Here is a 20497-nt window from a genome sequence, read left to right as displayed (position 1 = left end):
TGTAAATCCAATTACAAATAAAAAAAGATGGTCTGTTGCCAGACCACCTTTTTAAACAAATTATAAAATCTAAATTAAAGTAAGTCAAAACGGTCTAGGTTCATCACCTTAGTCCATGCTGCTACAAAGTCCTTTACAAATTTTTCTTGACCGTTTTTATACCCGTAAACTTCAGCTATGGCTCTTAGTTCCGTATTAGAACCAAAAATAAGATCTACACGAGTTCCTATCCACTTCAATCCGCCTGTTGTACGATCACTTCCTACGAATGCGTCATCTGACTCAGAAACTGCTTTCCAGGTGGTACTTAAATCAAGTAGGTTTACAAAGAAATCGTTTGTAAGGGTTTCTGGATGTTTCGTGAAAACACCATTTTGAGACTGATCGAAGTTTGAATTTAATGCACGCATACCGCCTACAAGAACAGTCATTTCTGGAGCTGTTAAGGTCAATAATTGCGCTTTGTCAATCAGCATTTCTTCTGCTGATATCGTATATTTTGTTTTAACATAGTTACGGAAACCATCTGCTTGAGGCTCAAGAACGTCAAATGATTCTATATCTGTTTGTTCTTGTGATGCATCTGTACGTCCAGGTGTAAATGGTACTGAGATAGTTTGACCTGCTATTGATGTCGCTTTCTCTATCGCTGCACTACCACCTAAAACAATTAAATCAGCAATTGAAACTTGTTTACTATCAGATTGAGCACTATTGAACTCTTTTTTGATATTCTCAAGTTTGTTAAGCACTTTTTCCAGTTGTGCTGGGTTGTTCACTTTCCAGTCTTTTTGTGGAGCAAGACGAATGCGACCCCCATTAGCTCCCCCACGTTTGTCAGAACCACGGAAAGTAGAGGCAGATGCCCACGCAGTTGAAACTAATTCTGAAACAGACAATCCTGAAGCAAGAATAATAGTTTTAAGGTTAACTATATCTTGATCATTAACCAATGGATGTGTAACCGCAGGAATTGGATCTTGCCAAATTAGTTCTTCAGCAGGAACTTCTGGTCCCAGATAGCGTACTTTTGGTCCCATATCTCTGTGAGTAAGCTTGAACCATGCTCTGGCAAATACATCATTAAATTCTGCCGGATTTTCTAGAAAGCGTCTTGATATTTTTTCATAAGCAGGATCAAAACGTAATGAAAGATCTGTAGTCAGCATAAACGGTTGATGACTTTTGGAAGGATCATGAGCATCTGGCACCGTGCCAGCGCCTGCATCCCCTTTTGGTTTCCACTGATGGGCACCAGCTGGACTTTTGGTCAATTCCCATTCGTATCCAAAGAGATTTTCAAAATAGTTATTACTCCATTTTGCAGGTGTTGTTGTCCATGCTCCTTCAAGACCGCTGGTTATTGTATCCCCTGCATTTCCGGTACCGAAGCTGTTTTTCCAGCCTTTACTTTGCTCCTCAATAGGGGCTGAAGCCGGTTCTCGTCCTACATATTTATTTGGATCTGCAGCACCGTGGGTTTTACCTAATGTATGTCCACCGGCACTTAACGCTACGGTTTCTTCATCATTCATTGCCATACGAGCAAACGTTTCACGAATATCATGAGCGGCCAATACTGGATCTGGATTTCCATTAGGCCCTTCTGGATTTACATAGATTAATCCCATTTGAACTGCGGCTAGCGGTTGTTCTAATTCGCGTTCTTCATTGTAACGATTGTCACCTAACCATTCCCGTTCTGAACCCCAATAAATATCTTCATTTGGTTCCCAAACATCCTCACGACCTCCAGCAAAACCGAAAGTTTTAAATCCTGCGGATTCAAATGCACAGTTACCACTTAAAATTAATAAATCAGCCCAAGAAATTTTTCTGCCATATTTTTGTTTGATGGGCCATAGTAACAAACGAGCCTTGTCTAGATTCGCATTATCAGGCCAACTGTTTAGTGGTGCAAATCGTTGTGTACCAGCTCCAGAACCACCGCGTCCATCAGCAATACGATAAGTTCCTGCACTATGCCATGCCATTCTAATAAAGAATCCTCCGTAAAAACCATAATCTGCCGGCCACCAATCTTGTGAAGTATTCAATAAATCCATAATATCTTGCTTTAAGGCAGCATAATCTAAAGACTTGAACTCTTCCGCATAATTGAACGAATCCCCCATTGGGTTTGACAGTTCAGAGTGTTGGCGTAAAATGTTTAATTTTAACTGATTTGGCCACCAGTCTCGATTTGAGGAAGCTGAACCAGCACCATGCTTTGCAGGAGTACCAGCACTCGCACCATGATTAAATGGACATTTGTTTTCTCCGTTGACATCGTAAGATTTGGAGCTCGGGTTTGTGTTATTTTCCATAGTATGATTTGTTTTTTATTTTCTTTAAAGCAAAGTTACATACAAATTACTTTTCCTAAATTAATTTTTAATAGATAAAAACTATAGTGGTTGTCATTAATTCTGAATTTATCAATTTATTAAGAATAATCAATTAAAAAGTCATCTGCATTTGTGTCTTGGTATTCTTTTGGTTTTAAGTGCACTAGTTTACTAGAATTGGGCTCCACTTTTTTTTAGTTCTGATTTATGTTTAAATAAAGGAAATGGAATAGCAAAGGTGGTTATGGAATATCTCAATTGAGATAACACTTCTTATACTGATAAATTTAGTGCGAACTAAAAAATAAATGATAATTTAATCCCAAACTAAGCCATCCTTGGTGCTGTTAGCTGTAACTTTAATCCAAAAAACAAAAAAATGAGTTTATTTGACGATAAAAAAAGTAAGGATCAAAATCCGATAGTATCAGCTCATGAAGCTTGGGTTGGAATTTTATATTCTTGCATTTCTGCGGACAATCAAATTACTGATTCGGAAACAGCAGCATTATCAAGAGTATTGCATTCTAAAGAACAATTTATAGGAATCGATATTGCGCCTCTTTATGCAAAATCCTATACTTTAAGAATTGAAATGGGGCAATTAAAATATCTTTCTGCCTGTTGTGAATGGATCCAGAAAGAAGATAAAGAAACCGTTTTTGCACTTGCATTAGAAGTACTACTTGCGGATGGAAAATTGGAGAAGGAAGAAAAAAACATAATTGAAGTATTGTCTAATCGACTCCAAATAAAGGCAGCAATGACCAGTAAAATAATTGAAGTGATATTCTTGAAAAATAAAGGAAATAACAAAGAGATATAAACAGGCCAATGTAAACCGTGTCATAATATAAAAGAGGTTTGATCTACACTGATTTTGTAAGACTAACAATTAGAAGAGTATTTTGAATTGCAATACTCTTTTTTGGTTTGATGCGTTATTTATGTTGAATTTATTATGTACTTTAGAATACTGTAATTACGGAACCAAAAACAACAAGAATTATTCGCGACTGTTGTTTTAAAAAAAACTATTGACCATCAAAAAGAAAATCAAAATAGCAAAGGAAAGTATTCACAAAAAACTTCATAGGGAACCCATAATCACGCATCCCAGACTGAAGTTTATCCCTAATGTTGTACTCAATTTGATCAGTTGTCTAGTTACATTAATCATAGTGGGAACTTTACTGTATTTAGTGCTGCACTATCTGATCATGAAATTTTATTATTTGGATTAAAAAAAAAAGCCATATTTTAAAAATTGAAATTGAGTATAAAACTAATAGTACTCATATTCGTTTTATTTAAAATATAATTTTTGTTAGCATAGGTTTCACCCGCATTGAACTTGTGTACATACAATAATTGCGCATCAAACCCTTTTAACATCCCCTGAAATTGGTAGCGAACATCAGCATTGGTCTGCAAATAAGAAGGCAATTCGTATTTATTTAAGGAAACATTTTTCACGTCTGGCAAATCAAAATAACCTACAGCCAAATGCGATTTGAATATTTTTTTAGGATTCGTATATTGTATTTTGGTCATTACCGCATGCACATCTCCAAAACCTTCATTCCGTTCTCTGGCCATAAAGGTGTAAAACGGGTCTCGTCCCCATTCTCGTGGCATTAAATACCTTCCTTTAGCAGTTATTCGATTGTAATTTAAAGTAATTTCTATTTTTTTATTCTGCCAGCCTAATCTTCCACCAAAAGTTTGTGAATTGCCATTTTTTTCAAAATAGGTTTTGCGTGGATTTTTATTTCCGCCGAAATTCAAGGCATTTTGGTAAATCGTCTGAAAACCAAAAAGCAGTTTCGAGTTTGGATTTAAATTGTATTTGTAGTCCATTTGCAATAGCGCCGAATTGAATATATTCTCAGCATATTGGTTCCATATAAGTGTTTTTAAATTCTTTATCGATTCATTTTGTATGCCTACAATATAAATTCCGTTACTGTCTAAATTCCCTGCATAATCGGATTTTGTTCCATCGGGATTCACGCCAGTTGGGTAAATCCCTATGGATTCTGCAATTCTGAAATATTTCATGGTACTTCGTGGCGAAATTCCGTATAGGTACCCTACATTTATTTTAGTTTTTTTGAGTTCATTAAAATCGATCCATATTCCATCGACTTCAGTAGGCCGCATTCTGCCGTCCTGCAGATTTATGAACGACGTATTCAGTAGTTGTTTTCCAAGGGTTACATTAGAATTTTTGTAGTTGTATTTTAAAAATAATTCTTCTAACCGGCTTAAATTGTCTTTACTTGATACGTTTTGAAAATCAAAAAGCGCTACTTCATATCTATTGGATAAATTTGTTACCGGATCTTTTTTAGAAAAATCAGAAGAACCGATATCATAAATGTAATAGCCACTGACCCCAAATTGAAAATTATGAAATTTAGCCGTTTCAAACTTTACACCGCCACCAACAGCATTGGCATAATAATCAGATAAGCCACTTTCATTGTTGGTACTCATAAAAAAATAGCGAAAATGGCCGATGAAGTTTCCGTTTTTGAAAGCATTTAAAATCGAGGTGGAATCAATTTTTTTATTATTTTTCTCTTTCCAAACGGCTGGCTTATTCGAAACTTCCTGATATTGTGCCGAGGAATGGAAACTAATTAAAAGTAAAAAAGTTGAGATTAATATAGCGAAAAAAGATTTCATTTGTAAGTCTTTAATTTTTTTACAAAAATAATCGGAGTCCTATAAATGGGAGGTAACTTTTATCACATTGGCTCAAAAAATAAAGCCGAATGTTTAAACATTCGACTTTATGACTTTTGACTTTACGACTTAATTATTATCTGAAAGTATAATCAACACCGGTAACTTGAGTTAAGAGTGTTTCAGGAGCATCAAGAATTATTGCGTTTTTTTGCGGTGTAGGTGTAACAGGAGAATTTTGTTTTAAATAATCTCTCATCACCGAATGCAAGGTTTCATTAGTGTTTTTAGCATCCATGACGCCTTTCATCCTGCAAAGCATGTCCACAGGATCTCCGTCACGCTCACAGGCCATGATTGAATACAATTTATCAGGATCTAATGGCGTATTTTTCATCGTAATACTTTGAACTCTTTTGTCCATTTCGGCAAAAGCATTAAAGCGGACTTCCATTCCTTTGAACTTAACTACCCATCCACCAAAGCGTTTAGAAGCGTCATCAGCAAAAACATTGTTTAATTCTTTTTCCAGCCAGTTTTTCAATTGCTTTCCGGTAACTTTGGCTGTTCTTACTGTGCTGTCAACTGGTAACATATCAAAGATAAATCCGTTTGTAATAGGAATGTTTCCGGTTTGATCCGGTGTTGTTTTTGGTGGACAAAAGCGAAATCCATTCGAAAGATTAATATCAATATCTGGAAATTTCCAGTGTAAGGCATTCAGGATCATTGTGTCAATTGGATTTTCTACTACAAAATAGCGGTACAAAGGAATCGTGCTGTATCCAATAATGGTATTAATTTGTTCCTGATAAACGAATTCTTTTTCTATTAATAATTTTTCTATTGTTGCATCCGGTTTTATTTTTGGAGAGTCAACTTCCAGTAGTTCATAGTTGTCCTCAATGACTTTTCCGTTGAGAATGGTTAAATCTAATTTTCCAATAAACGAACCAAAAGCTCCCGGTTCAACCACTTTTGAATACTTACAAACAATTGGTTTGCGCACTCTTTCATGTGTATCGCCACCCAAAATGTAGTTTACACCCTCACATTCCGGTCGGTTTGCCAATGCTATTTGTTGGGACAGGCCCAAGTGTGCAATTATAAGTACATAGCTGCATTGTTCCTGATTTCTAAGGACATCCACATAATGCGCCAGATTTTCTTCAGGATCAGTATAGATAATACCTTTGCTGTAATTGGGACTTTGTCTTAGCGGTACTAATGGATCAGTATATCCTAAAAAACTAATTTTTGCTCCGGCAACATGCCAAATAGTATACGGTTGAAAAATAAGTTCCCCACGTTTTCCATTGCCCAGGTCATGATACATATTGGTACAAATTTTTGGTGCATCAAGGGAACCTAATAACGTTTGCATCTTTCTTTTTCCATAAATCACCTCCCAATTTCCGGGAAGATATAAGTCGTAATTCAATGCATTTAAAATGGGAACAAAAGCTTCACCGGTAGTTTCTACGCTTAATTCGCTACCTTGAAACATGTCGCCGGTGTCAATGGTATACGTATTTGGGTTTTTCTTTTTGAGTTGTTTCAGTAAAGTTGCCATGTAGGCATAACCGCCCGTTTTTCTAAAAACAGCTTTCCCATTTTCCCAAAATAACTCATCATGCGGATGAATCTGACAATGCACATCAGTGGTTTGAAGAATAGTAATTGTTTGCGGTTTAGTACCATCGATTGCTATATTCAAGTTTTTTTCTGTGGGCTCAGTTGTATTTGCAATAACGGAAATAGGTGAAATAATCACTGCGCCTAGACTTAAAGTTCCTACTGATTTCAGGAAATTTCTTCGGTTATTGCTCATCTTTTTTAGGTTTTTAGGTTTGTTTTTTAACAGATTTTGATACGGTAGTTCATTTTATTTTGCTAAAAATAATCGATACTGGTATTTAAAATCCTCCCTTTATATAGCTCCAGCCTTGCTCTTGTTTTTCTACAATTTCAGCAATTCCAACCGGCACATATTCTACTTCGGAGATTAATTGGTCTTTGGTTACTTTCTGACTTTTCATTGTGTTTTCGCATACTAAAAAACGAACTCCTTTTGCCCGTAGCGCTTTTATGGATTCTAATTGTTTTGATTTTGCAGTCATTACAAATGGTAAACCCATACTGTGAATTACTACTTCGTATTTGGCATTTGGCCAATATGTCGTTAGATTTTTTAGTTGGTTTACAATTGCTTTTTGTTGCAAAGTATCAGTAGCATTGGTAAACTGAAAAACGATTTTGTGGTTTTGCGCTTTTTTTTGTGCCAATGTGCCAATGGAAATCATGATAAATACCAGGATAAATGAAAGCGTTAGGTTTTTCATAATGGAGTTTTAAGATTGTTTTTTTTGTTTTTCGTTTTTTCGGCTTTTATTGGTTTGAAAGGTCCAAATTTATGTTGGGTTTCCGTAAATGAATCTGAAAATGGACCAAAAGGATGATCCACCGGTTTTTTGGTAATATTGGGCCAGTCTTGACTTAAATCTTTCGACGGTCTTTCCAGATTTTCTACATAAGCAGCAATATCCCAAGATTCTTCATCGGATAATTGAGGTCTTTCATAAGATGCACCCAATGGCATATTGTATTTTATATAGCCGGCAAACCGACTGATTCTAAACAATCCTGCGCCGTTATTATATGAATTTTTGCCCCAAAGTGGCGGATAGGTGTATTCCTTTTTATCTTCGGCCAAAATTCCCTGACCATTCATTTGATGGCAACTGGCACATTTTTTATTATACAATGCGCTTCCTTTTAGGGGATCGGCAGCACGATTTAAATATTCCAGATCATAAATTCCCGAGGCATTCGATTCTTTCCCTTTAGGTACATTACTGCCAATATATTCAATGTACGCGATCATGGCTTTCATTTCCTTTTCATCTCTTTCCAGAGGCTGACCATTCAAACTTCTCTCGATGCAATCGTTGACTCTTTTATAAAGATCTTCTACTTGCCCGCTTCGGGCTCTCATTTTTGGATACATCGAATATACGGAACCATAATTGTTTCCCCAAGGCTTTGTACCGGCATCCAGATGGCAATTGTTGCAATTCATTCCATTAGTAATTGGTTTGACACTGCCATTTGGACCCAAATATTTTGCCGTATGCGCAATTAGATCTTTGCCATATTCTACTTCCTGTTTTAAAGTTGAATCTTTAATCAGAGCGATGTCAGCCGCTTTCCAGAATTTTGCCGTTTCATTTTGCAAAATCACTTTTTTCTTTGCATCGATATAAAGAGAATCGAGATTTGAATCATTATTTTGAAACGAAGCGGTAATTGTGGTATTGAAAAACAAACCGACGAAGAAAACCATTACCAGGAAGATAATGGTTATAAACAGATAGATTAGCCTTTTTACGAGCGATTTAAATGGAATGATATTTTGTTTTTCTGGATTCATAAGGTATTAATGAGGCAGTTTGTCTCTAAAATAACCATATACCCAAGTTCCCACTATTGCAAAAAACAGAGTAACAATCATCACTGTGGCACCCGTTCCAATTTGTGCAAATAATGGTCCAGGACAAGCTCCTGTTACTGCCCAACCCAATCCAAAGATAAGGCCACCATAAATTTGGCCTTTGTTGAAAGTTTTGTCATGAAATTCAATTTTTTCGCCATAAATGGTTTTAATATTGAATTTTTTTATCATGAAAACGGAAATTATCCCCACCACTACAGCACTTCCTATGATACCATACATGTGAAAAGATTGGAAACGAAACATTTCCTGGATGCGATACCAGCTGATTACCTCGGATTTTATAAATACAATACCAAACAAAACACCTATGATTAAGTATTTCAAATTGTGATGCCATTTGTGTTCTAATTGGCTCTCGTTGATACAAACCGTATCTAAAGAACGCGTTTCGAAATCTGTATTTTGATCTTTAATGTTCATAATTTGTAATTTAAAGTGAAAGAATAAATGGTAAAATAACATTTGCCATAATCAATCCGCCAATGAAGAAACAACATGTTGCTATAAGCGATGGCATTTGTAAATTAGACAAACCAGAAATAGAATGACCGCTGGTGCAACCTCCCGCATAGCGAGAACCAAAACCAATAAAAAAGCCACCAATAACCATCATAAAAAAGCCTTTGAGTGTAAATAAACTTTCCCACGAGAACAATTGTTCCGGTAACATTCCATAAATTTCAGTTATACCGTAGCCTGCCAATTCGGTTTTTAGATTTCCATCAATAGTAATTGGATTTGGATTTGACAAAAAGCTGTACGCGATCACACCACCTAATATAATACCGAAAACGAAAAACATATTCCAAATTTCTTTTTTCCAGTCATATTTGAAAAACGTAATATTTGCCGGTAAGCACATGGCGCAAGTGTGGCGTAGAGAGGCGCTAATACCAAATGATTTGTTTCCAATGATTAACAAAGCCGGAACCGTAAGTCCAACTAATGGACCTGCAATGTACCAAGGCCAAGGTTCTTTGATTAATTCTAAAATTTCCATATTTATTTTTTTATTACAACAAAGGTTATATTTATAAATGAGTAGTTGTGTTACTTTTGTCACACAAGAAAAAAAAAGTAAAAAATGACAATAATTTTATTTTTTTAATAACTCGTCTAGCATTTCTCGGAACGAATCACTATTCCAATTTGCTGTTCCAATTTTGGCTACGATTACATTTCCTGATTGATTAATAATATAGGTTGCCGGAATTGTCGCCGATTCCATTTCTAATGGAGGATTGGTTACCGATTGATACACAGGAAGCGTCAGATTTTCTTTAATCATAAAAGCATTTGCCTTTTCGAAGGAATCCGTTGTCACAAACAAAAAGACTATTTTGTCTTGATAATCAACATATAATTTTTGAATGCTTGGCATTTCGGCAATACAAGGTGGACACCAGGTGGCCCAGAAATTAATGAATACTATTTTACCTTTGTATGCGTCCAATGACACCGTCTTTCCGGTGGCGTCTTTTAATTGCCATTGATAAGTTGACAGTTCTTTTTGATCCATAACGGCAATTGTTTTAGGCGAAAAAGCAATTAATCGATTCAGTTCTACTTTTACAAAAGTGCCCAACGGACTGAACAGAAGTAGTGCTATTAATACGATAAAAACAATATTTTGAACAGTCGATTTTTTTGATTTTTTTGGCTCCATTTTTTTAATTATTATTCTCTAAAAAGAGATGATTTTAGATTAAAATTAGCGGGTTGTTTTTTATAAAGAGTCTTTCGGCATTCGGATTTCAATAATTAGTGATGATACAATGGTGATGACACCGATTAGAACAATGGCATAATTTACACCAAATAAATCGGCTGTTATTCCTGAAATAATGGCGCCTATCGCATATCCTAAATCCCTCCAAAGTCTGAATGTGCCAATGCTTTCAGCTCTTTGATGTGGAGTTGTAGCTTGTGCGATGGCAGATAAAAAGGTGGGGTAGACTAACGCCGTTCCTAAACCCAAAAATGCTGAAATTGCGGCCAACTGATAGAATGCTGCAGCAAAAGGAATAAAAAGTATCGCTATTCCCTGAAGTAACATTCCCCAAAACAACATCTTTTTTTTCGAATAAACATCAGACATTTTTCCGGTTACCAATTGTCCAAAACCCCAAACAGTAGGATAAATGGCGGTTATAATTCCAATATTCTGTGAATCATAATTCAAAGAAAGCAACACAATAGGTAAAAGTCCCCAAATCATGCCGTCATTCAGGTTATTGACTAATCCTGCTTGTGTTATGGTGCTTAATGTTTTGTTTTTGAAAGTGGTTTCGAGAAAAATATTATCTAATTTTTCAGTTTTATTCGTTGTGTTTTCTTTTTGAACAAATACTCTGGTGTCTTTCACAAAAAACAAAGTCAATAAAAAACCAATTATCGAAATCCCAATTCCCAAGTAAAAAGGGTAGGGCGTAATGCCATATTTTTGTGCAATATAGCCTGACAGAAAAGCAACTAATCCAACGGCAAAATAACCGGCAAACTCGTTGAGTCCCATCGCAAGTCCACGATCTTTTTCTCCAACCAAATCAATTTTCATCACCACTGTACTGCTCCAGGTAAGTCCTTGACTAATTCCCAATAAAATATTGGCAAAAATCACCCAGTTCCAAGATTCTGCATAAATTAAAATAAAAGGAATTGGAATGGCTAGAATCCAACCGAATAAAAGCAAATTTTTTCTTCCGAAACGGTTCGCCAGTTTGCCCGTAAAATAATTGGTAATGGCTTTTGTAATTCCAAAGGCAATGATGAAAGAGAGAATAGCCGTTTTTGAAGCAATGCCAAATTCAATCTCAGCAAATTTTGGAATAATGGTTCGTTCCATTCCTATCATCCCGCCGACAAAGGCATTGACAATAACCAAAATAGTAAATTGTTTCCAATTTTCTTTCAGTCCAAGTTTGGTTGTATTTGTTTTCAATTGATGTAATTTATGAATTTAAAATCTTCGTTTGAAAAAGAAGTTAGGAATAAAAAAGTATAAGTTCTTATAATTTGTAATATTCTAATTGGTAGTCACCTATGTGTTTTTTATTTTCTAGGATGGATTTTTTATGCTTGAAATAGTTGATTGTCCCAAAAACAAAAATGATAAATGAAGTGATAAAAAGTGCGATTTCAATCAGTAAACTATTTTCAATTTTGAGCAGATTTCTCAAACTTAAACCTGCAATCAAAAAATACATTGACGTTCTCAAAAAGGCAAGAAAAGTAGATTGGTTGGCCAATACAGTCCGTTGCAATGCTAATTTTTCTCTTAAAATTAAGTCTTTGTTTGCTGCTTTTTTTGTTTCCATATTATTTTATAATTAAGTGCAAAAAGTAGTTTAGTTGTATTTGTTTCGTAGAAGAGTAAAAATGAAAATTTTTTCTAAAAGCACTATCAAATTTACTTCTTTATTTAAATGAATTTGAAAAATCAAATGTTTTTTCAGTATTTTATAAGTAGAATAAAATCAAAGTGTTTTTATTGTCCTCTAATTTTCATTGCTGAATAAATAAATATGCAGTTTAAAACAACTACTTTTCTTGTTTTAAACTGCATACACTATTTTTAAAACAACAGCTGTTTATTTGCTTATCGCTTCGTTTACATCTTGCCAAGTACCGCCATTTGTAACGTTTTTGAAACCATTTTGTTCCAAAATCATTTTGGCTTGACCGCTGCGATTACCGCTACGGCAGAAAACAATAATATGATCTTTTTCTTTGAATTTTTCCAATTGGCTCGCCACTTGATCCAAAGGAATATTGGTTGAACCTTTTACGTGACCTTCTGCGAATTCTGACGGTGTGCGAACATCTACTAAGAAAGCACCTTCGTTTATTAATTTTTCCATTTGTGTGGTGTCTTTTTTTGAAAACAGATTTTTAAAAATTCCGAACATAATTGAGGTTTTTAGTATTCAATAGGATTATTTTGGCTCATCCACTCATTCATTCCAGGAGAATAGTTGAGCACATTTTTATACCCATTTCGCGCTAATAATGAATAGGCAATTGCTGCCCTGTCACCACCTTGGCAATGGATTAATACTTTTTTATCCTTACTTATTTTGTCCAGATTATTTACTAAAGTACCTACAAATACATTATCAGCTTCTTTGATATGACCTGCATTGTATTCTGCAACACCACGAAGGTCAACAACTTGAACATCTTTTTCTTGTTGTAAGGCTTTAAATTCTTCTATTGTAATTTGATTTACTTTCTCCAAAGAACCGCCATTTTCTTCCCATATTTTCGTAGAAGGAATGTACCCGTGAATGTTGTCTAATCCAATTCGCATTAGTTTTCTAGTCAAATCATCTAATTGTGATTCATCGGCAAGCAACATAAAAGGTTCTTCATACGTAAGAAACCATCCTGCCCAAGTGGCAAATGAATTATTCCCTTGAATGTTGATGCTTCCCGGAATAAATCCTGTAGAAAATTCCGTTTTATCTCTTGCATCAATCAATTTGATTCCTTTTTCTAAAGCTGCTGTTAACTCGCTATAATCCAGTTGTTTTAATTTTGGAACAGTTGTAAGAAGCGGACGATCTACTTTATTTAGTTTTTTCATCATCGCGAAATATTTTGGCGGTTCCGGTTGGTCTTCCAATAAATATTTTACAAATCCAGTTTCATCATTTTTATGCTGAAAAGCCCAGTTTCTTATTTTTTCATATCCTACAGTGGTGCTTGGAACGGCTCCTAGTGCTTTTCCACAAGCAGAGCCTGCTCCATGACCTGGCCATACTTGAATATAATCAGGTAATGCATCGAATTTAGTAATGGATTGATACATTTGTTTAGCACCAATGTCCTGTGTTCCTTTCATTCCTGCTGCTTTTTCAAGTAAATCAGGTCTTCCTACATCTCCCACAAATACAAAGTCACCGGTGAACAACATGACAGGCTCATCGCTGGCAGGCGTATCGGTTAGCAGAAAACTGATGCTTTCCGGAGTATGTCCTGGTGTATGAACTACTTCTATTTTTAAGTTTCCTACTTTCAGAACATCACCATCTTTAATGCCAACATGAGGGAATTCATATTTCCAATCGGATCCGCCTTCCGCTGAAAGGTACATTTCTGCTCCCGTCAAAGCTGCTAATTCTCTGGAACCAGCGAGGAAATCAGCATGAATGTGTGTTTCTAAAACATGAGTAATTTTCATATTGTTCTGCTTGGCAATTTCAAGGTAGGTGTCAACATCCCTTTTAGGATCGATAACTGCGGCTACACCTGCTTTTTGACAGCCAATAAAATAACTTGCCTGAGCAAGACTCTTGTCGTAAATGTGTTGAAAATACATATCGTTTATTTTTAAGTTTATTATTCATTTGAAACCAAAATTACAGATTACATTTATTAAAAATGGTGACATATGTTACACAAGTATTTTATAACTGTAATTGTAGTATTTTATTAATATGAATGTCGTGGCGCGTAGATACAATTTTTGCCGCTTCTCTTGTATAATTTGATTTTGGTTGATTAAATTTTTTTAATAAGCAATTGTGGAGTAACAAAAAGTACTGAATTACCTCGACCTTTGATTATTAATATTTGATATTGATTAGCCATTTGTTTTTGGATTTGTTTTAGTAATAAGAAGATAAATTTATTTAAATTGCTTCTGTATCAACGTGACTTTTGTTATACAATAATTTTATTTTAGAAATAACTCCTTAGTAATAATATAAATCCCCATCACTAAAACAAACCAGCCAAAAGCGGGTTTCAGGTTGTTGCCATTAATTTTTTTGGATAATGCTGTGCCAATAGAAATTCCAACAATTGCAAATGCTGAAATGGTAAATAAGAATTGCCAATCAATAACGTTTTCTCCACCTTCTCCGAAAAAACCGATTAAAGATTTTGCAGCAATGATTACTAATGAAGTCCCAACCGCTTCTTTCATAGGAAGTTTACTCAAAATAACCAAAGCCGGTATAATTAAAAAACCACCGCCAGCTCCTACAAGTCCGGTAATTATTCCTATAAGTGTTCCTTCTATAAGTATAAGCGGATAATTGAATTTTTGTTCGTGTGGTTCTTCAGAAGCGAGTTTTTTGTCTTTTTTAATCATGCTATAAGAAGCAATAATCATTATAACAGCGAAAAACAGCATTAAAAAAAGGTCTTTAGTCAAGATAAAATTTCCCACAGAAAACAGCTCTTTAGGAATTGCAGGAACTATTATTGCTCTTGTTGTAAAAACGGAGATAATTGATGGGATACCAAAAACAATAGCTGTTTTTATGCTAACCAAACCTTTTTTGAAATAGCCAACACTTCCTACCGCACTTGTCAAGCCAACAATAAATAATGAATATGCAGTTGCAATCACGGGTTCAACTGTAAATAAATAGACTAAAACAGGTACGGTAAGAATGCTGCCTCCACCGCCAATGAGCCCTAATGCAACTCCAATGAGTATTGACGAAAAATAACCAATATATTCCATAATTGTAAAATTTATGATTGCAAAGATTGTCTGTTAAATTTTTGCATTCAGTAACATTTATCACATATAAAAAATTTTTTTCTAAAATTCAAATTCCTTTAGGGTAATTATAATGACAATTTCTTATGGATTGTTTACAGTTCCGGAACGGGAGAGTATCAACAGGCTACAGACGAAATAAAAGCATAGCTGTCTTTATTCTTGAGCAATTTTTTTCTTGTTTTCTATGTAGGTAGCGCTCTGAATGATTCAAATAGGAGAAAATAAAAACAGTTTAGCAAATGGTATTATTTATAAAGTAAATAAAAGAGATAAATTTGATCTTAAGGGTTCTACCACATCTGAAATCAAGAATCATTAATCAAAAATCCGAACTTCCAATTGGTTCTATCTAGCACCAATACCAAATCGGATTTAGCTGGTAATAAATTGAATATCAAAGAAGAAACTATTTTCATGGGAAAGACAAATTCCTTCAGGAATCATTGCACTCTTCTATAAGAGCTATTTTTAGTAGCAGTTGTCGCAAATCCAGATGCTAACTTATCATAATTGATTGTCTTTATTTTGCATAAAGCCGTAATGAATAAACAAATGAGCTTGACCCTTGCTAAATTGAGTTCTCCTTTGAAATGATCTTGTAAAACTGAAATAAGCTCTGTGTCTTTACCCTCAAGACTGGTATTCTTCACTATAAAAATTATGTGGTGATAATTCTATAACGCACGAAATATCAGTATTTTCAGCAAATTACAGGACCTTTATTTGGTTGAATTTCAATAATATATGTTTTTGTTGTGTACTAAATTAATTCAAATAAAGATATAAAGGTTCAGAGATTCAGAGCAACAAAGGTTTTTTGTTGCACAAATTCATGCATTGTCGCTTTGAACCTTTGCCTCTTTCAACCTTAAAAAACAAACTTATTTTAATCGAATTAACCGAAGATACATCACAGGATTTAATTACCAAAATTTAAAAAATTAGCTTCAGAAAATGATGAAGATTATATCATTGAAACTATAGAAGTTCTTGAGGCAATGACTGAAATTTCATTCTTGAAATACAAAGAACTAGATGTGATAGGCGAATTAATTTCTACTATGTAAGGTGCTTTAGAGATGAGCAAACTGGTAAAAACCGGAACTGATAAAAAAGAAGCTTTAAATACTTTCATGAAACGAGTACTAGATTCTATCGACAAATAAAATAAATCATATTCAATATTTTAAAAACGTACTTAACAATGTGTGTGTGTTTTATTCAATAAAAGAGAATACAGCAGTACCTGCGGGTTTATCATAAGAGGTAAAAATGGAAACTTTAAACACCTGTTTGAGGTCTTATTCTTAAATAATTTTCATACTTTTGAACCTTATTAAAAAAACAAAATTATGGCATTAATAACATTAGGAGGAAATCCAATACACACTTCAGGAGAATTACCAAAAATAGGGACTAAATTAGCTGATTTTAAATTAGTTAAAACAGATCTTTCTGTAGCTTCGCTTAGTGATTTTCAAGGTAAAAAACTAGTTTTAAATATTTTTCCAAGTATAGATACAGGAACGTGTGCAGCCTCCGTGAGAAAATTTAACGAAAGTGCCAGTACTTTAGAAAATACAACTGTATTATGTGTTTCTAGAGATTTGCCTTTTGCCCAAAAACGTTTTTGTGGTGCTGAAGGACTTGAAAATGTCATTAATTTATCTGATTTTCAAGGTGGTGAATTTGGCAAAGTAAATGGTTTAGAAATCACTGATGGCCCTCTGGCCGGATTGCATTCCAGAGTAATCATTGTTGTTGATCAAAACGGAATAGTTACCCATACGGAACAAGTGGCTGAAATTGCAGACGAGCCAAATTATGAAGCGGCTTTAGCTGTACTTTAATTTCATCTTAATGGAGTTTCAAAAAGATACCACTTTCATTACGGGAAGATTAAAAAGCGTCACTTATGCATTTAAGGGCGCTTTAAAATTGATCCGCACAGAACACAGTATAATGGTTCAGGTTTCAATAGCCATACTGTTGACTATTGCTGGATTTTATTTTAGTATTACTAAAACAGAATGGCTGTTTCAAACTCTGGCAATAGGATTAATTCTTAGCATTGAGGGATTGAATACGGCTGTAGAAAAAGTAGCTGATTTTATCCATCCCAATTATAATGAAAAAATTGGGTTTATTAAAGATATTGCCGCAGGAGCGGTCTTTTTTGCTGCTTTAACAGCAATAACAATCGGTTTAATTATTTATACACCAAAATTCCTGTAAGAATTAGTACAACTCGAATGGCAAAAACAACAAAAATACCTCCTTTAAACAAAAAAAATGATTCTAAAACTCCGGAGAATAGTCCTTGGAGGGTGACTAAACAACATAAAATTGTTTTTGGCTCACTGTTAGTATTGTTTTCAATTGCTTTATTATTTGCTTTTGTTTCCTTTTACATTTACGGTCAAGAAGATCAAAGCGCAGTTCATGCGATTGCGGATCGTACGGAAATTGTTCAAAATTGGTTGGGGAAATTTGGCGCTTTTTTAGCTGATTTGCTAATTTATAACGGTTTTGGAGTTGCTGCATTTATATTTGTCCGGTTATTTTTCTTAACTGGAATATATTTAATAGTAGGATTACCTTTAAAAAAACTAAAAAACATTTGGTTTTGGGATTTATTTGTGAGCGTCGTTTTATCAGTTTTGTTTGGTTTTTTTGCTACTTCAGTACCTGAATTAGGAGGTGTAATTGGTTATGAATTGAATTCTTTTTCACAAGATTACATTGGAAAAACAGGCACTTTATTGATTTTATTATTTGGGTTAATTATATATGTAATTTTCAAAATTAAAATTTCACCAGAAAAAATCCAATCCTTTTTTGATCAAACAAAACAAGAATTAAAGACTGATTTAGCAACAGCCAGTCCCATCAAAAAGGAGAACAGTGGTTATAATTTAGAAGAGTTTGCCGTAACCGAAGAAGAGGACAGTATTCATTTGAAAACCAATGGTAATCAATTTGAAATTAACAAAGAAGCATTAAAACCTACAATAAGCAACGCATCGAATATTAACCGGGAACCTGTTGCCAAGCCTCTCGCTATGGAAATCACACCAATAGCAAAACCAGAGGTATTAGCAGCTCCAATTGATACTTTTGTAATAGAAACGGCTCCGGAAGAGGATATAATTGAAGAAAATTTAGCCTCGCGATTAGTTGCTGATTTTGGATTATTTGATCCAACATTGGATTTATCCAATTATAAATTTCCTACGATTGACCTATTAAAAGAATATTCTACGGGAGGAATCACTATCAATCAGGAAGAATTAGAAGAAAATAAAAATAAAATTGTAGATACGCTTCGCAATTACAAAATTGAAATTGCACAGATCAAAGCGACCGTTGGACCATCAGTTACTTTATATGAAATTGTTCCGGAAGCAGGAATTCGAATTTCAAAAATCAAGAGTCTAGAAGATGATATTGCGCTGTCACTTTCGGCATTAGGCATTCGGATCATTGCCCCTATTCCTGGGAAAGGAACCATAGGGATTGAAGTTCCTAACAAAAACCCCACGATGGTTTCGATGAAAAGTGTTATTGGTTCCGCTAAATTTCAAGAAGCCGAAATGGAATTACCTATAGCTCTTGGAAAAACCATTTCGAACGAAACTTTTGTAGTTGATTTAGCTAAAATGCCCCACCTATTAATGGCCGGTGCTACCGGACAAGGAAAATCTGTTGGATTAAATGCTGTTTTAACTTCCCTTTTGTACAAAAAACATCCCGCAGAAGTTAAATTTGTTTTGGTAGATCCTAAAAAAGTGGAGCTGACCCTTTTTAATAAGATTGAAAGACACTATTTAGCCAAACTTCCAGACATGGATGAAGCAATTATTACTGATAATGCAAAAGTAGTTAATACCTTAAACTCCCTGTGTGTAGAAATGGATAATCGCTATTCTTTGTTGAAAGACGCGATGGTGCGAAACATTAAAGAATACAACGATAAATTTAAAGCCCGAAAATTGAATCCAGAAAATGGCCACCGATTTTTACCGTATATCGTTCTTGTAGTAGATGAATTTGCCGATTTGATTATGACTACCGGAAAAGAAGTAGAAGTTCCTATTGCTCGCCTGGCACAATTAGCGCGTGCCATAGGAATCCATTTGATTATAGCTACTCAAAGACCTTCGGTAAATGTAATTACAGGTTTGATAAAAGCTAATTTTCCTGCCCGAATCGCCTTTAGAGTTACTTCAAAAATTGACTCCAGGACCATTCTTGACACACAAGGAGCAGATCAGTTAATTGGGCGTGGCGATATGTTATACACTAACGGAAATGATGTAGTACGTGTACAATGTGCCTTTATAGACACACCAGAAGTAGAAAAAATAACGGAATTCATTGGTAGTCAAAAAGCATATGCTACCGCTTATTTACTTCCAGAATTTATTGGGGAAGAAAGTGGCATTAATCTTGATATGGATATCTCTGATAGAGATACTTTGTTTAGAGAAGCAGCCGAAATAATTGTCAATGCACAACAAGGCTCCGCATCATTGTTACAAAGAAAACTAAAACTAGGGTACAACAGAGCGGGCCGATTGATTGATCAATTGGAATCCGCAGGAATTGTAGGCCCTTTTGAAGGAAGTAAAGCGCGCAGTGTAAACATTCTGGATATAAGTTCTCTTGATCAATTTTTCAACAATGAACAAAACAATTAACAACATGAAAACAAAGATTCAAAACTCAAGTAAAAGCGAACAAATGAAGCCATTCAAAAAAAGCAATCTAAAGAACTTGAGCAAAAGACTTATTTTTATTACCACTTTATTACTTTTTAGTTTTTCGATACAAGCTCAGGATAAAAAAGCAAAAAATCTTTTAGACCAAGTTACTGCAAAAGTCAAAAGCTACAATACTATAATAATTGATTTTAAGTATTCTTTGAATAATACAAAAGAAAACATTAATCAGGAAAGTAAAGGAAATGTTACCATGAAAGGCAATCAATACGTTTTAAATTTCATGGGAGTAACTAAAATTTATGACGGAAAAAAAGCCTATACTATTGTTCCTGAAGATGAGGAGATTACAATTTCAACGGTCAATGATAAAGATGACAATGCAATTACACCTTCTAAAATGTTAACGTTTTTCAATACTGGTTATAAGTACAATATGGATGTTTTACAAAATGTCAGAGGTAGAAAAATTCAGTATATAAAGTTGATTCCGTTTAACTCTAAAGACCAAAGAAAAGAGGTGTTATTAGGAATTGATGTACAAACGAAACACATCTACAATTTGATTGAAATAGGAAAAAAAGGGACAAAAACAACATTAACGGTTAATTCTTTCAAAACCAACCAACCTTTGTCAAAAAATCAATTTACATTTGCAAGCAGTAAATATCCAAATTACTACATCAACAAATTAGATTAATTTATT

The 20497-nt window shown here is 34.5% G+C and carries 18 protein-coding genes and 1 pseudogene; 6 read left to right on the top strand and 13 right to left on the bottom strand.

Annotated features, from left to right (window positions below; translation table 11 throughout):
- Positions 1-74 precede the first annotated feature (74 nt).
- Positions 75-2327, bottom strand: a complete 2253-nt coding sequence (gene katG, locus EKL96_RS12190; protein ID WP_126462799.1) for a catalase/peroxidase HPI — start codon at positions 2325-2327, stop codon at positions 75-77.
- 400 nt (positions 2328-2727) lie between these two features.
- On the opposite strand from katG, the gene EKL96_RS12185 reads away from it, so the two are divergent.
- Complete coding sequence (locus EKL96_RS12185; RefSeq protein ID WP_126462796.1) at positions 2728-3174, top strand: tellurite resistance TerB family protein; 447 nt, start codon at positions 2728-2730, stop codon at positions 3172-3174.
- Between the two features lie 434 nt (positions 3175-3608).
- On the opposite strand, the gene EKL96_RS12180 is transcribed toward EKL96_RS12185, so the two are convergent.
- The 12 genes from EKL96_RS12180 to EKL96_RS12125 all read right to left on the bottom strand — a co-directional run bounded on the left by EKL96_RS12180 (position 3609) and on the right by EKL96_RS12125 (position 15028).
- Positions 3609-5039 carry an OprD family outer membrane porin gene (locus EKL96_RS12180; RefSeq protein ID WP_126462792.1) on the bottom strand — a complete coding sequence of 477 codons (1431 nt, stop codon included), beginning with the start codon at positions 5037-5039 and terminating at the stop codon, positions 3609-3611.
- Positions 5040-5175: 136 nt separating this feature from the next.
- Complete coding sequence (locus EKL96_RS12175) at positions 5176-6870, bottom strand: bifunctional metallophosphatase/5'-nucleotidase (RefSeq protein ID WP_126462789.1); 1695 nt, start codon at positions 6868-6870, stop codon at positions 5176-5178.
- 85 nt (positions 6871-6955) lie between these two features.
- Entirely contained in the window at positions 6956-7381 is a 426-nt protein-coding gene (locus tag EKL96_RS12170) for a DsrE family protein (protein ID WP_126462786.1), read from the bottom strand.
- A complete protein-coding gene (locus EKL96_RS12165; RefSeq protein ID WP_197037197.1) occupies positions 7378-8469 on the bottom strand; it encodes a c-type cytochrome in 1092 nt (363 codons plus the stop codon). Before EKL96_RS12165 ends, EKL96_RS12170 begins: the two co-directional genes overlap by 4 nt.
- A gap of 6 nt (positions 8470-8475) precedes the next feature.
- Entirely contained in the window at positions 8476-8973 is a 498-nt protein-coding gene (locus EKL96_RS12160) for a DUF6691 family protein (RefSeq protein WP_126462783.1), read from the bottom strand.
- 10 nt (positions 8974-8983) lie between these two features.
- Positions 8984-9547: a YeeE/YedE family protein gene (locus EKL96_RS12155; protein WP_126463080.1), complete on the bottom strand. Its 564-nt coding sequence runs from the start codon at positions 9545-9547 to the stop codon at positions 8984-8986.
- Positions 9548-9649: 102 nt separating this feature from the next.
- On the bottom strand, positions 9650-10219 hold the full coding sequence (locus EKL96_RS12150) for a TlpA family protein disulfide reductase (RefSeq protein WP_126462780.1): 570 nt from the start codon (positions 10217-10219) through the stop codon (positions 9650-9652).
- Positions 10220-10279: 60 nt separating this feature from the next.
- On the bottom strand, positions 10280-11494 hold the full coding sequence (locus tag EKL96_RS12145; protein WP_126462778.1) for an MFS transporter: 1215 nt from the start codon (positions 11492-11494) through the stop codon (positions 10280-10282).
- Between the two features lie 67 nt (positions 11495-11561).
- Positions 11562-11870: a DUF202 domain-containing protein gene (locus EKL96_RS12140; RefSeq protein WP_126462775.1), complete on the bottom strand. Its 309-nt coding sequence runs from the start codon at positions 11868-11870 to the stop codon at positions 11562-11564.
- Between the two features lie 273 nt (positions 11871-12143).
- On the bottom strand, positions 12144-12461 hold the full coding sequence (locus EKL96_RS12135) for a rhodanese-like domain-containing protein (RefSeq protein ID WP_126462772.1): 318 nt from the start codon (positions 12459-12461) through the stop codon (positions 12144-12146).
- An 11-nt stretch (positions 12462-12472) separates the two neighbouring features.
- Complete coding sequence (locus EKL96_RS12130) at positions 12473-13873, bottom strand: MBL fold metallo-hydrolase (RefSeq protein WP_126462769.1); 1401 nt, start codon at positions 13871-13873, stop codon at positions 12473-12475.
- Positions 13874-14230: 357 nt separating this feature from the next.
- On the bottom strand, positions 14231-15028 hold the full coding sequence (locus EKL96_RS12125; protein WP_126462766.1) for a sulfite exporter TauE/SafE family protein: 798 nt from the start codon (positions 15026-15028) through the stop codon (positions 14231-14233).
- Positions 15029-16038: 1010 nt separating this feature from the next.
- On the opposite strand from EKL96_RS12125, the pseudogene EKL96_RS12115 reads away from it, so the two are divergent.
- The 5 genes and pseudogenes from EKL96_RS12115 (at position 16039) to EKL96_RS12095 (ending at position 20491) form a co-directional block, all read left to right on the top strand.
- Positions 16039-16236: pseudogene (locus EKL96_RS12115) on the top strand (DUF6952 family protein).
- A 186-nt stretch (positions 16237-16422) separates the two neighbouring features.
- The gene (gene tpx / locus EKL96_RS12110; RefSeq protein ID WP_126462763.1) at positions 16423-16920 is read left to right on the top strand and encodes a thiol peroxidase; all 498 of its coding nucleotides are present in this window, start codon (positions 16423-16425) and stop codon (positions 16918-16920) included.
- A gap of 10 nt (positions 16921-16930) precedes the next feature.
- Entirely contained in the window at positions 16931-17305 is a 375-nt protein-coding gene (locus EKL96_RS12105; RefSeq protein WP_126462760.1) for a diacylglycerol kinase family protein, read from the top strand.
- Between the two features lie 17 nt (positions 17306-17322).
- Positions 17323-19770, top strand: coding sequence for a DNA translocase FtsK (locus tag EKL96_RS12100; protein ID WP_126462757.1), 2448 nt, complete (start codon positions 17323-17325; stop codon positions 19768-19770).
- A 43-nt stretch (positions 19771-19813) separates the two neighbouring features.
- Positions 19814-20491, top strand: a complete 678-nt coding sequence (locus tag EKL96_RS12095) for a LolA family protein (RefSeq protein ID WP_231507367.1) — start codon at positions 19814-19816, stop codon at positions 20489-20491.
- Positions 20492-20497 lie beyond the last annotated feature (6 nt).

The sequence above is a fragment of the Flavobacterium sp. LS1R10 genome, from assembly GCF_003968825.1.
GTDB lineage: Bacteria > Bacteroidota > Bacteroidia > Flavobacteriales > Flavobacteriaceae > Flavobacterium.
Note: the sequence above shows the minus strand (reverse complement) of the source record. Positions and strands in the feature narration are given on the sequence as shown.